This window comes from Bdellovibrio bacteriovorus (assembly GCF_001592735.1).
Taxonomy (GTDB): domain Bacteria; phylum Bdellovibrionota; class Bdellovibrionia; order Bdellovibrionales; family Bdellovibrionaceae; genus Bdellovibrio; species Bdellovibrio bacteriovorus_D.
In genome coordinates, this window is sequence record NZ_LUKE01000001.1 from 617417 (window position 1) to 630658 (window position 13242).

The 13242-nt window shown below is 45.9% G+C and carries 11 protein-coding genes; 4 read left to right on the forward strand and 7 right to left on the reverse strand.

Annotated features, from left to right (window positions below):
- Positions 1-3 precede the first annotated feature (3 nt).
- The 7 genes from AZI86_RS02925 to AZI86_RS02955 form a co-directional block, all read right to left on the reverse strand.
- Positions 4-2133, reverse strand: coding sequence for a dehydrogenase (locus AZI86_RS02925; protein WP_061833602.1), 2130 nt, complete (start codon positions 2131-2133; stop codon positions 4-6).
- Positions 2108-3127 (reverse strand): SDR family oxidoreductase, encoded by a 1020-nt coding sequence (locus tag AZI86_RS02930; protein ID WP_061833603.1) that lies wholly within the window; start codon positions 3125-3127, stop codon positions 2108-2110. The genes AZI86_RS02925 and AZI86_RS02930 overlap by 26 nt, the downstream gene beginning before the upstream one ends.
- Before the next feature lie 11 nt (positions 3128-3138).
- Positions 3139-4137, reverse strand: coding sequence for a diacylglycerol/lipid kinase family protein (locus AZI86_RS02935; protein ID WP_061833604.1), 999 nt, complete (start codon positions 4135-4137; stop codon positions 3139-3141).
- Between the two features lie 185 nt (positions 4138-4322).
- Entirely contained in the window at positions 4323-5531 is a 1209-nt protein-coding gene (locus AZI86_RS02940) for an ABC transporter permease (protein WP_061833605.1), read from the reverse strand.
- Position 5532: 1 nt separating this feature from the next.
- The gene (locus AZI86_RS02945) at positions 5533-6213 is read right to left on the reverse strand and encodes an ABC transporter ATP-binding protein (RefSeq protein WP_061833606.1); all 681 of its coding nucleotides are present in this window, start codon (positions 6211-6213) and stop codon (positions 5533-5535) included.
- Between the two features lie 12 nt (positions 6214-6225).
- Positions 6226-6972, reverse strand: a complete 747-nt coding sequence (locus tag AZI86_RS02950) for a hypothetical protein (protein ID WP_061833607.1) — start codon at positions 6970-6972, stop codon at positions 6226-6228.
- Positions 6973-6975: 3 nt separating this feature from the next.
- A complete protein-coding gene (locus AZI86_RS02955; protein WP_253715631.1) occupies positions 6976-7512 on the reverse strand; it encodes a hypothetical protein in 537 nt (178 codons plus the stop codon).
- Between the two features lie 211 nt (positions 7513-7723).
- On the opposite strand from AZI86_RS02955, the gene AZI86_RS02960 reads away from it, so the two are divergent.
- From AZI86_RS02960 to recN, 4 genes are all read left to right on the forward strand, one after another.
- A complete protein-coding gene (locus tag AZI86_RS02960; RefSeq protein WP_061833608.1) occupies positions 7724-8338 on the forward strand; it encodes a hypothetical protein in 615 nt (204 codons plus the stop codon).
- 212 nt (positions 8339-8550) lie between these two features.
- On the forward strand, positions 8551-10590 hold the full coding sequence (locus AZI86_RS02965; RefSeq protein ID WP_061833609.1) for a M3 family metallopeptidase: 2040 nt from the start codon (positions 8551-8553) through the stop codon (positions 10588-10590).
- A 23-nt stretch (positions 10591-10613) separates the two neighbouring features.
- The gene (locus AZI86_RS02970; RefSeq protein WP_253715633.1) at positions 10614-11513 is read left to right on the forward strand and encodes an NAD(+)/NADH kinase; all 900 of its coding nucleotides are present in this window, start codon (positions 10614-10616) and stop codon (positions 11511-11513) included.
- A 23-nt stretch (positions 11514-11536) separates the two neighbouring features.
- On the forward strand, positions 11537-13234 hold the full coding sequence (gene recN, locus AZI86_RS02975; RefSeq protein ID WP_061833611.1) for a DNA repair protein RecN: 1698 nt from the start codon (positions 11537-11539) through the stop codon (positions 13232-13234).
- Positions 13235-13242: the final 8 nt, after the last annotated feature.

Here is a 13242-nt window from a genome sequence, read left to right on the forward strand (position 1 = left end):
TGTTTATTTTTTTCTTTTCGAAAGGGCCAACTGTCGAGTCAGTTCGATTTCTCGATCCGTGATAATACCCATATGACCTTGGATCGCGGCTAATTCCACGCCATGCCTGCGAGCCATTTTATAGATCTGCTTCACCTTGTCCCACTCGATATCACGTCCCATGGTAAAGGGCTCATAACGTTTTTCCATTGTTAACAAGGCCGTTTCCGCTAAGCAAGCATAGACTGTCTTACCCGGAAGCCCTAAGTCACACGTCAACTCCACCGGCCCTGGCAAAACCACCTCACCCGATTCAATAATTAAAACATCCGGGCGTTTTTTCGCATCGTCTTTATCAAAATCCAAAGGTCGTGAGCAATCACAGACCACCGCCCCTGGTTTTAAGCGCATCACATCAATAATTTTATGATCAAAGGCCGAAGTGGCCGTCACAACCGCGTCAGCCTCACCCGCAAGCTCATTGGCGTCGGTGGAAACGATGACTTTGCAGTTCGGCGAAATTTTTTCGATTTCAGCGCGAAGTTCTAACAAACGATTCATTCTTGGCGCCACCAAGGTCAGTCTATTAAAGACCATCGACAAAAGCTTGGCCGAAACTTGGCCGATAGAGCCCGTGGCCCCGACCACCATCGCCATGCCGTCGACCAATCCTGATTCCGGAGAAATCTTAAGCAGGTTCATTTTAATAACAACATCACGCAACGCCCACAAGGTCGCGGCGGCACTTAAGCTGTTTCCGGTCGTTACCGGAATCGGACTGTTCTGATTGATGGTGATACCTTGATCGCCCACGATTTTGGTATAAGCGCCAAGGCCAATCATTTTAGCTCCGCGATTCGCGGCATCGTAACAAAGGCCTTGGATCTTTTGATAAATTTCTTCCGGATCAGATTCTTTTAAAACTTTGGGCGTCGCTGGCAAAGTATAAATAATGCCGTTGATTTCCTGTCCCGTTTCTTTGCTCATGATATGCTTCACATGCCCCCAAACAAAAGCCGGAGCATTGGACGCCACGCGATCAAACCTATTATTCCATTCTTTCGGCATGTGCTTGAGCAGCGAAAGACCTGGCACTCGTAAAAAGTCGTCATGTGAAAGTGCATGCACGACGAAAGCAAAATCCGGTTCTTTTTGATTTAAGATTTTATTCTTAAGCGTGTTAACACTTTTAGAAATCTTGGCTTGGGTCGACGCCTGGCGACTCATCACATATTTGCGAGCCACATGGCGGATATCCACATCCTGCGCTAAAACCTGTTCCCACTCTTCAATACTTAACGGAGCCGTCCGACCCCGAGCCAGACGCAGCGTCGCATCTAAGACCGAATAGTTCATGCAAGGATGAATACGGTACTTTTCAGGGATTAAGTTTGTGATACTGCGCGGGGAAAACTTGCGGGCTTCTTCTTCCATCTTGGGATGGCAAGACCAAATAACTAAATCTTTACCGCGCACAAATTCCGTCGAGGAATCAAATAAAAGTAAAAATGGCAAATCACAAAAAACATACTGCACGTTTTCAACCTGAGCGGCCAAAGAAGAACGACTTAATTTTTGCAGCTTGGTTTCAGCTAAAGGTGTATTACTGCGCAAGTCTTTAAGATTGGCGACATTCAGCGCGAGCTTTGAAAGAGTCTTTAAACCTTTAAAGGGCTGCAACAAAATGGGAATGCCCAAGAGTGAATAGGCATCCCCGAAATAAATGGATTTCGGATAACGAGCGCGGATGTATTCTTCAAGCTCGGTGGAAAACATCGCCGCCGGAAAGAAAATACCCCGTTCGGGATCAATTTCCCCTGATTCCATTTTTTGAATCAAGGAGGTGATATTAGAAACCTCACGCAATCCTGTCCCGTCACACAATGGCACCGGCGAAGGAGTTCCCATAATATCTAAGTACTGGCGATGCACGTAACTTTTCTGATCTAAGCGAATCACCGGCGGCAAGCTTGTCAACGCAAAGGCATCCACTTGACTGCGCAAAGATTCGATCAGCTTTTGAAAAGCTTCAACGGAAAAATTTGTACCGAATCGCTGCACTTCAAAGTTTTTCCCCTCGAATTCAAATTCGTAAGCGGTATCCCAAGAAGGACGGCCGAAACTAATCTCAGCGATACGATACGAACTTTTCATAACCGCTCCAGAAAGTGTTGGCGTAACTGCTAAATTCCGGACACCAGCGATCCCCTAAGATCTCGCGGGTCGGAGTCGTATCGTATAAAGGAAAATGCAAAAGATAATGCAGCTGTTCTTCAGGAAACTTCGCCACTACTTTGGAAATTTTCAAAGTCAAAGCTTCTGGCAATTGATCCACCAGCAGAACCCCTTTGTTCGGGATCGCAAGTTTTTTCAAAGCTGACGAATAAAGTTCCGTGACCGAGGCGCCTTCGGTTGGAGTGATATGATAACTCCAGTATCCGCCGGGCTCTGTCGACAAGGTCCACTCACAGAATTTTACAATAGCGTCCGCCGCGACATCCACTGGCACAAAAGGCAAACGCGTTTTCTCACTGCCTGGTAGCGGAATCGGTGTCGGCATATGTTCAATCAACTGACGAATTTTTTTAAAGGCTTCTGCTGCATAGTAAGGGCCATCAATACGATCGATTTCACCCTTTTTAGTATCACCTACTAAAACACCTAAGCGCAGATTGATGCGCCCTTTTATATTCATCGAGGACCAATTTTGTAAAACTTGTTCACCCCAGGCTTTAGATTCAGAATAAGCATCCGGAAAGGGCTTCGTGAAATTCAAGTCATAGGGCTTTACTAAATTCAATGAAGAGTTAATGGCCGCCGCCACCGTGCTAGTACTTAAAAAATACGGAATTTTTAAAAGATCCGCGACCTTTAAAGCCGTTCCCATAGCCGAAACATTTTGCAAAGTGCAATCCGCTTTCGGTTTCATCAAGTCATACAAACCTGACATATGTAACATCAAGGCATAATTCTTTTTAGAAAGTGCCGGTAAATTTAAACCTGCGTTCCACTGCGTAAGATCACCCTGGACTTCAGTCGTGCCCGATCGTGATAGCACATCGACTTCGAATTTTTCACGAAGTAAAGGAATGACTCTTTTTCCTAGAAAACCAGTCCCACCCGTGACCAGGATGCGCGGTCGATTCACTTTGAGAACTCCTAAGGACGAACCATCACAGGCAAACCGTGATGAATACAGCGGATTTTGATTTCTTGAACGTCCTTCAGAAGGATCTCGCCATCTCCAAAAAAAGTCAAAGTTCGCTCTGGATTCTGGCTCTTTAGACTGAATTCTTTCAACTCAAAAGATTTAAAAATAGGCGACTTTTCAGTAGTACCACGACGGATCTGTAAAGCCGCCATCGTGTGCTGTGGAATCGTTTTAGTTTCAGATAAAAGTAAATTAACGGTGCCATCACTATTCGAAGTAAATGGGGCCGGAAAGAAACCTTTGCCGATGGTTTTTTGATTATTAACCAATACGATCGGCGAGGACGTTTGAAAACTGCGTTTACCAGGGATACTGACCTCAAGTCCCCAGCCTTCTGGGTTCCAAGTACGAATCGCCTCGGCACTCATCATGGAATAAACCGCGGGGCCCATTTTTTTAACGGCGTGATAACTTTTTTCGGCAATAAATTGAAATGCCTTACGCGTCGAAGGCGTGCTGGCCAGTGCTTGCAAGTGACCACGAAAACGATTTGCAAGCTCGGCCGCCTTCGCGGGCATACCTAAGCCACCGTTAGTGAGCATGTAAGCTTTTTCTTCCCCTGAAGAAATCTCGATCACATCGATTTTTTTCTCAACACCTTCAAAGATATTGCGAACCGCATAATCCACTCGCGTGGAAACACCGATGGCGTGAGCGAGATCGTTGGCCGTGCCCGAGCGTACTAAGGCCAAAGGTGGAAGCACGTGAGTGTCTTTGTATTTCATCATCGATTGCAAAACCACGTTGATAGTGCCATCGCCGCCGCAAACGATCAGATAGTCCGTTTTTTGATTCAACTCTTCGTGAAGAAAGTCATCCATTTCGCCTAACGAAGTGGGTCGGCAAAAGCGTAAATCGCAGCGAAAAAGGGAGTCTCTCACCTTCGCCTCGATCAAGTCTGCGTTCACAGACCCGGCTTTAGAATTGATCAGTACCGACACTCTCATTTGCTTTCTCCGTCTAAGTAAGAAGAGCAAGAGTTGTACCCAAAATTTAAAGCTTAGGGGGCTGGTAAAATAGATCTGTATCGAAGAATCAGGCCAAAACCGTCATTTTGGCACTGATGTCAATTATTTGGACGATATCCGAGAAAGCTTAGGTTTATCGACTCATATTTGGAAAAATGCCCCATTTACGTCGAACGGAGCAAATCGGGAATCGATTTTTTTAAGAGCTTCATAATAGGCCACAGACTCGCGATGATCGTCGCCGCCATTGGTAATAACAGCGCTTGAGTAAAGTGGCTTGGTTGGATGTCTAAGAAGATTATAAACTGCCGAGTGATACCCGGAGCCGGTGGCATCAAAATCCCTTTTACTAAAAGAGTTTTATCAACCAAGATCGCTAAGCACACGCCAAGGAAACCACCTAAGATTCCCAACAATGCATTTTCAATCACTAAGATTTTAAATAAGCGTGAGCGTTTTTCTCCGTTCGCACGAAGGGCACCCATTTCGCCCGCCCTCTCTAAAAGACCGGTCGAAATCACATTGAAAATCCCCATCGCCACAATCACCAAAATGATCGAACGAATGAATGCAAACTGCGCATTTAAAAAATCCACTGAGTTTTGATAATAGTTTTTATCCAGAATTTCAAAAGGCACGGCTTCGACATTGGGATTGGCCTGATGAATTTCTTTTTCCGCTTGGGCCCAAGAGTCGACCCCTTTGGTCGCGAGCGCAAACATCTCAACACGGTTTGTATCTAAAAGCTGCTGAGCTTGTTTTAAATCTAAGCGGTAAAAGGCATCATCAATCACTTTTTTTCCAGTAAAAAAAATGCCGGCTACTTTTAAATCCGCGCCATTGAGCTGGGCATTCACGGTTTGGGTTAAAAGCGTTACTGTGTCGCCGACTTTCGCATCGATACTTTCGGCTAAACCTTTACCCAAGATGATTTCATCCGGGCCCTGTAAGTCGTGACCTTCGATAAAGTTGAGCTCTGTAAAAAACTTGCCTTCACGTTCCGGAATGACGCCTTCCCCTTTGCCCCCTAAGGTGGTTCCGCCTTTCACGATGAAAGAGAAAAAAGACACTCGCGGGAAGACTTCCGTCACCGCACTCGAAGAGCGAATGTCTTTTTCCACCTGTTCAGGATTTTCAAACCACTGCTTCCACGGTGTCTCATGCACTTTGCCGAAGTAATTTTTTGGGAAAACCTGGCCATAGCCGTAATATCCATGAATGACATTTTCGCGGTATTGATTCATCACGCCAGTATTAAATCCTTGATAAATTAATAATCCTGAAGCACCGAAAGCCACGGTGCAAAGGCTGGCCAGCGTCCGGCGAGGGTTGCGAAAAAGATTGCGCCAGGCAATTTTGCAGAGTTCAAACATATTAACTTCCCTTCTCTATCTGTCCGTCTTTCATGCGATAAACAGACTTCGCAAAACTGACCAGATGGGAGTCATGAGTTGAAAAAATAAAACTGGTGTTGGCGCTTCTTTGCAGTTCTTTAAATGCATTGATGGTTTTTTCTGCCGTCACGGAATCTAAATTCGCTGTCGGCTCGTCGGCTAAAACCACCGCGGGCTTTTTAGCAATGGCGCGGGCAATGGCCACGCGTTGCCGTTGCCCGCCGGAAAGCTCTAAAGGTTTTTTATTGGCGTGATCTGCCAACCCCAAAAGATCCAAAGTTTCCATCGCCGTTTTATGTGCGTCACCGGTCGAATAGCCTAAAGAGGGCAAAAAGTAAGACGTATTTTCAATCACTGTTAATGTGGGAATCAAATAGAAAGCTTGAAAAATAAATCCGACCTTATGCAAACGCAGATCTTCTTTATGCTTTTCTTCTAAAGTGGTCACATCTTGGCCCGCAAATTCAATCTGCCCTTGCGAAGGAGAATCAATCAAACCCAAAAGGTTGAGCAATGTGGTTTTGCCCGTACCACTAGGACCGACGATGCAGGCAAAGCAACCCGACTCAAGTTCAAGATCAATGCCCTTTAAAACGGGCACCTGTTGCTTATTCCACAGATAAGAATACTGCAGTCCCTTTAAACGATACAGAGCACTCATGACGCTCACTCCTTAAAGATAAAAACGGAAACCGATCGAAATAAAGCCCCCGGAAAGATCTAAGCTTCGAGCGGTTCCATCGGCGCGCTTAACGCTGTCTCCACTGGTTTTGGCTCCACCAAAAGTGGAGACATCTTTGGTGTATTGAAGGTTTTCGATTTTAAGCTGACGATAGCCGAACTCAACCGCAATGGTCGTGGTGTCTGTCAGAATATTTTCATAACCTAAAGAAGCGGCCAGCGCTGTTCCTGACCCCTTGCTTTCGGCGGTGTGATCAGAAACCCCTAAGGCGCTGGATCCTAAGGCCGTCATCGTGTATTCATTTTTCATCGTGACACTGGCTAAACCGCCCGCCACAGAGACATAGGAGCGCGAAATTTGATTGCCATGCAGATTGATTTCTAAAGCCAGCTTAGGGGCAAACCCTAAAATAGTGCTGCTTGCAGAATAATAATCAGCACCCGAACTGGTTGCGGTGGAATCTAAGACCGAAGGCTTCAAAATCTCGATACCGAAACGAAATCCTAAGCGAGACTTTGAATATAAAAAACCAAACTCGCCGGAATAATTTTGGCCGATACCGCCAGAGTAACTTAACGACGATCCTGCTTCATTATCTAAAGAAGTAATTCCTAATGCCGAGGATCCACCACCTACGGCAAAGTACCCCGCAAATGATTCTTTATTGATGTCAAAGACCCGCGCGTGGGCACAGGTCGCCGACATGGATAACAAAAAGATCCAGTATCTTAATTTCACAGATTACTCCGTGATCAGATCGACAACGACTTTGCTGGTCGATTTTTTTCCAGCGACTTGGTAAACGCGCACTTTGGTATTTTGTTTTAAATCCAAAGTCAGGTTCAGCGAATTATCCACAGGGTCTAAAGACATCTGCGAGTTGCGAACAGCCATGGAGCCCTGCAATCGTTGCTTGATCTGCTGTTGATTGATACGCGCATTTGGCATTTGCGAAAAATCAATGACCAGACGTTGAGGATTTTTCTTTAACTCTGCATAATAATATCCCGGCCAGCCCTTCATGGGTGCGCCTTGAATATCACCGACGTCCAAAACCAAGCGTTCTATTTTCTTTTTGGCATCAGCGGTACGGCGAACATCTAACAATGTGAAACCTGAACCTGCCAGTCCCCCAAAGCTGGCTCCCTCGCCTGCCAGAATTTTTGAAACCGGTTGAGGCTTGGCGGCGATTTTCTTTTTTGAAGGTAAGGCCGCGTGTGCCGTGGCAGAAAAAACCAAGGCCAAGATAAGCCCTGAGATACGTCCCATGTAATTCATAATCGACTCCCTTCGATTAAAGATACTTAAAGCCTAAATAAGATCGTGCTCTCTGCCAACCCTTTTGCGGCGCAAGGTGCCCGAAATGGTCACCCCCATGAAGGCATTACTCCTCATCTCAAATATAGACGGTCACACGCCGGTCTTCTTGGGGCACGAAACTTGGAGAAGGACTCTCTGTTGAAAGATTTTTTAATTTAAGGAGCCCCCCATGAAGACTTGGGTTGTTTTAATTTTCGCTTTATTCATGACGGCCTGCCAAGGTGATGGCGGCGGTGGTGGTGGCGGAGCTGTCGGGACAACAACGGTGACAACTCCCCTGACAAGCTGTTTAGACGGTTCAGTCTATTGCAATAATCAGCAATATGCAGGGATGCCCGGCTTTATGCCTTATCCAGGCATGTATGGCTATGCTTACAACTATATGACTTATTTCAACCAGAATGGCTTCTGTAACTGCCCGCAAGGTTGGATCCCGGTTTACAATTCTTCTTACGGTTTGGGCTGCGTCCAATCTCGTCTTTTGATGCAAAACTACCAGGCTTCTTACTTGTATTGGCAATTCCAAAACTCCAGCTCTTGGAGCTATGGCTGGGCGCAAAGCAATGATTACTATTACTGGTCGTACTATTCAGCGCCAACAATGCCCAATAATTTTGGTCAATCTTCAAATATTCCCAACGGCTACTATGGTGGCTCAGGCGGATCTTGCTCTAGAAACCTCACTCAGAGCTGCCTCCTGAATCAAGCAAACACTTGCGGCGCAGGGGCGACGTGCCGTCAAGTGATTGCGGGATCGTCTTTGGGCGTCTGCGCAAACTATTAAGAGTTCGAAATTTAAAAGAGAGAGGCGGCTTCTCTCTCCGTTTTTTACGGATATAATATGCCGCATTATCATGGCCCTTTGGACGGATTAAACCACCAAGGGGCCTTTCCTTTTTCCCCTAGCAATTCCTGGTTTTCGCGGTCTGTTTCTTTTTGATTTTCCGCTCTGTTCATGAAAGAAATGAAGGGTTCTTTCACCCCTCTGGAGGCCCTATGAACACGACCAATCCTCTCTTAAAACCCTTCACCGCCAAAGACCAAGCGATCCCCTTTGATCAGATCAAAGTAGAACACTATGTTCCCGCCATTGAAGAAGCCATCAAAGTGGCCAAAGATAATATCGCAAAAATCAAAGCCACTACGGCGGCTCCTAATTTTGAAAATACCATTCTCGCTCTAGAAGCTTCCACGGAGCTTGTTGATATGGCTGGCGGAATTTATGGAAACCTTGAGATCGCCAACGCCGATGAGGCCTTGCAAGCTTTGGCCAAAGATATTTACCCAAAAATCACCGCTCTTTCTTCCGACATTTCTTTGGATGACGAAATCTTTAGGCGCGTAAAAACAGTTTATGACAATCGCAATTCGATGAACCTAAATCCCGAACAACTTCGCTTGTTAGAAAAAACTTATTTGTCTTTTTCTCGCAACGGGGCTTTGTTAAATGCGACGGACAAAGAAACTCTTCGTCAGATCGATCAAGAGATGTCTGTCCTTGGACCCAAATATTCAGAGAATGTTTTAAAAGCGACAAACTCATTTGAAATGATCTTGGATAAAAAAGAAGACGTGGAAGGCTTGCCTGAAGGGGCTCTTGAAGGAGCTGCCGCCATGGCCGAAGCCAAAGGTCACAAAGGCAAATGGCTTTTCAATTTGCAAATCCCCAGCTATCTGCCTTTCTTGACGTACGCGAAAAATCGCGCGCTTCGCGAAAAGATGTGGAGAGCTTATGCTTCTCGCGCCTTTAAAGGCGACTTTGACAACCAAAGCAATGTCTTAAAGATTGTCGAACTTCGTGCCAAACGCGCGAAGCTTTTGGGCTTTAACACGCATGCGGATTTCGTTTTAGCTGAGCGCATGGCTAAAAACCCGCAAACGGTGAATGATTTCTTAAGCAAACTTTTAACGGCTTCCAGAGATGCCGGTAAACGTGACCTGGCAGAGGTGGCGGAATACGCTAAGAAACTTGACGGCATTAAAGATCTTCAACCTTGGGATTTCGGATATTACTCTGAAAAATTAAAAGAAGAAAAATACGCTTTCAATGAAGAAGACTTGCGCCCGTATTTCCAACTTGAAAAAGTGGTTGATGGAGTTTTTGCGCACGCTAAAAAACTTTACGGTTTGACGTTCAAAGAAAACAAAGACATCCCCGTCTATCATCCCGAAGTCAAAGCTTACGAGATTTACGAAGAAAAAACGGGCAAGTACATGGGCTTGTTCTATACGGACTACTTCCCGCGCGAGACCAAAAAAGGGGGCGCTTGGATGACTCAGTTCCGAGGCCAAGGACTCATCGGTGGCGAAATGAAACGCCCGCATGTCAGCATCGTTTGTAACTTCACAAAACCAACGCCGACGAAGCCGTCCCTTTTAAGCTATGATGAAGTTCGTACTTTGTTCCATGAGTTCGGTCATGCCTTGCACGGGATGCTTTCAGAGTGTACGTATCAATCTTTAAGCGGCACGAATGTGTACTGGGATTTTGTCGAACTTCCATCACAAATCATGGAAAACTGGGTCGGCGAAAAAGAAGGTTTGGATTTATTTGCTCGTCATTATCAAACCAACGAACCCATGCCCGCAGACCTGATCCAAAAACTAAAAGCATCGCAAAAATTCCAAGCGGGTTATGCTTCTTGCCGTCAGTTGCAATTTGCGATGATGGATATGGCATGGCACACGACGGATCCTTCAACAATCAAGGACGTCGATGCGTTTGAAGAAAAAGCGACGGCCAACACCCGCCTGTTCCCTAAGTTGGACGGCGTGAACTCTTCGGTCAGCTTTAGTCATATTTTTGCCGGTGGTTACTCTGCCGGATATTACTCTTACAAATGGGCGGAAGTTTTAGATGCCGATGCGTTTGAGTACTTTAAAGAAAAAGGTCTTTTTAATGAAGAAGTGGCTAAGAAGTTTAAAGAAAACATCTTAAGCCGTGGCGGCACCGAGCATCCAATGGAGTTGTACAAAAAATTCCGCGGACGTGAACCAGATACAAATGCCCTTCTTCGTCGTGACGGATTGATTTAATGGCAAAAAGTTCGATGAGCAAAATGTCTAGCCCTAAAAGTCGTACCAGCAAACTGGTGCTTCCCGAAGGAAGCGCCATCGCTTTGGTGTACCGCCTAGAAACAGCTCAGGCGGTTTCTTTAGCGAAAAAGGTTGCCGATCACTTGAAAGAAAAAAACTTTAAAGTGCTCACCGGCCCTGAACAGAAGCTGATTCCGGGAACGAAGGCGGCTAAAACCAAAGACCTTAACGATGTAAAACTGATCATCGTCTTAGGGGGGGATGGAACTTATTTGCGGGCCGTGCGAATGCTGGAAGGCAGAAATGTTCCGATTCTCGGCTTTAACATGGGCTCATTGGGCTTTTTAACCGCGCACAGTGCCGAATCGACTTTTGCTATTATCGAAAAAACATTAGCGGGAAAAATGGTTTTGCGCCCACGCTCGATGCTGGTCGCAAAAATCAATCGTAAGGGAAAAACTCGTGGTGAATACCACGCCTTGAATGACGTGGTGATTGAAAGAGGCTCAATGTCTCAGTTGATCAACACGGCGATTTATTCAGAAAAGTTTTTAGTCAGCGAAGTGAAGGCCGATGGTTTTATCGTTGCCAGCCCTTCGGGTTCAACGGCTTACAACTTAGCGGCCGGGGGACCGATCTTGCATCCAGAGTCGCCGGTGTTTGTAGTAACCCCCGTGGCTCCGCACAGCCTGACTTCGCGTCCTTTGATTTTCCCGGATGACAGAGAGCTTTCATTTAAGCTTGATGCCAAGAAAACGCAGAAGGCGCATTTTATCGTGGACGGACAAAAGATGACGGAAATCACCCCCGATGACGAAGTAGTATTGACTCGCTCATGCTATGATCACTGGATGGTGCGCGAACCCGATCATAATTACTTCCACTTGCTGCGAGAGAAATTAAAATTCGGAGATCGTTCTTAGAACGTTCTGTGAGGGGGTTTTAAATGTTATTAGAACTAAAAGTTTCAAACTTTGCCATTATCGATAATCTTCATATCACCTTCAAAGAGGGCCTAAATATCCTGAGCGGTGAAACTGGTGCAGGCAAATCGGTGCTTCTAAAAAGCTTGTCCCTGTTGATGGGCGGCAAAGGCTCAAGTGACGCGATTCGCACCGGCGCCAGTCAAGCGACTATCGAAGGCTCTTTTGACATTAGCAAACGTCCCGACATTCAAGGACATTTAAAAGACATGGGTATCGATGCCGATGAAGATACTTTGATTGTTCGTCGTGTTCTCAGTGCGGGTGATAAATCTAAAGTTTATTTGAATGGCTCTTTAAGCACTTTAAATAGCTTGCGCGACGTCGTGGCTCCGCTCGTAGAGCTTGCCGGTCATTCAGCGCCGCTGATTGAAATGACCGGCCAACATGAAAACCGCAACTTGATGTCTAAGGCTTATCACTTAGACCTATTAGATCAGTATGCCGGAACTTGGGATAAACGCTTACTTTTCACCGAAAAATACAATCGCTATCACGCGATTTTTGAAGAAGTCACAAAATTAGAAAACGATGCGAAACAAAAAGCGCAACGTCTGGATTTTTTGGTTTATCAACGTGATGAAATCGCGCGCTTAGATCTTTCTCAAGGCGAAGACCTTGAGCTTGAAGTCGAAGTTAAAAAACTTAAAAACTCAAGCCGCATTGGCAGCTTTGTCGATCAAGCCGAAATGGCTTTGTACACGGACGATGATTCGGCGATCAGCCGTTTAAATGCCATTCTAAAAAAAGGCACCGAGCTTGCCCACGTCGACCCCCAGATTGCCAATAAGCTTGAAAACTTAGAACAAGCCAAAGCGCTTATTGATGAAACCGTGTATGAGCTTCGTCAGTACGCATCTAAGATTGATGCGGACCCACAACGCCTAGAAGAAGTTGAGCAGCGTTTAAGTGATATTCGCAAACTGCAAAAAAAATATGGCAGTGGTGTCGATGACATCTTAACCGCACTGCTCAATATGGAAATTGAAATTTCCAATTTGCAAAACTCGGAAACCAAAATTGAGGCCCTAAAAAAAGAAGCAGCCCAATTGCGTAAAGAGTTAGAAGCTTTAGGAGCTGACATCCATAAACGCCGCCAAAAGGGGGCTGACCTTCTGGCCGACAGTGTGAATGCGGAGCTTTTAGAGCTGAATATGAAAGGTGTTACTTTCCATGTTCAGGTGGAAAAACTGGCCGATCTTTCGTCGACCGGAATCAGCGATGTCGAGTTCTTGAGTCAAACTTCTGCCAAAGATGCTAAACGCCCGTTAGCGAAGTTTGCTTCTGGGGGAGAGCTTAGCCGTATCTTGCTATCATTGAAACGCGTGGTGGGCTCTCACAGCCAGCCTCGTACTTACCTGTTTGATGAAGTCGATACCGGGGTTTCAGGCGAAACGGCCGAAAAAGTCGGTCGCAAGCTAAAAACCATCGCTTCAGGACAACAAGTGATCTGTGTCACCCACTTGCCGCAAGTCGCGGCCTTTGGACACAGCCACTTCTTCATCCAAAAGGCTCCGCAAAAAGATTTCGTGGCCATGATGGTTTCAGAACTTAAAACCAAAGATCGCGTTCAAGAAATTGCGCGCCTCATCAGTGGGGAAAAGATCTCTAAAACTTCCTTAGCACACGCTCAGCAATTGCTGACCGAAGCTCAAGGGTAAAAATATAC

Bases quoted from the DNA above. Each gene is read 5' to 3' on its own strand.
- AZI86_RS02925 (WP_061833602.1), bottom strand. From the start codon at position 2,133: ATGAAAAGTTCGTATCGTATCGCTGAGATTAGTTTCGGCCGTCCTTCT.
- AZI86_RS02935 (WP_061833604.1), bottom strand. From the start codon at position 4,137: ATGAGAGTGTCGGTACTGATCAATTCTAAAGCCGGGTCTGTGAACGCA.
- AZI86_RS02940 (WP_061833605.1), bottom strand. From the start codon at position 5,531: ATGTTTGAACTCTGCAAAATTGCCTGGCGCAATCTTTTTCGCAACCCT.
- AZI86_RS02945 (WP_061833606.1), bottom strand. From the start codon at position 6,213: ATGAGTGCTCTGTATCGTTTAAAGGGACTGCAGTATTCTTATCTGTGG.
- AZI86_RS02955 (WP_253715631.1), bottom strand. From the start codon at position 7,512: ATGAATTACATGGGACGTATCTCAGGGCTTATCTTGGCCTTGGTTTTT.
- AZI86_RS02960 (WP_061833608.1), top strand. From the start codon at position 7,724: ATGAAGACTTGGGTTGTTTTAATTTTCGCTTTATTCATGACGGCCTGC.
- AZI86_RS02965 (WP_061833609.1), top strand. From the start codon at position 8,551: ATGAACACGACCAATCCTCTCTTAAAACCCTTCACCGCCAAAGACCAA.
- AZI86_RS02970 (WP_253715633.1), top strand. From the start codon at position 10,614: ATGTCTAGCCCTAAAAGTCGTACCAGCAAACTGGTGCTTCCCGAAGGA.
- recN (WP_061833611.1), top strand. From the start codon at position 11,537: ATGTTATTAGAACTAAAAGTTTCAAACTTTGCCATTATCGATAATCTT.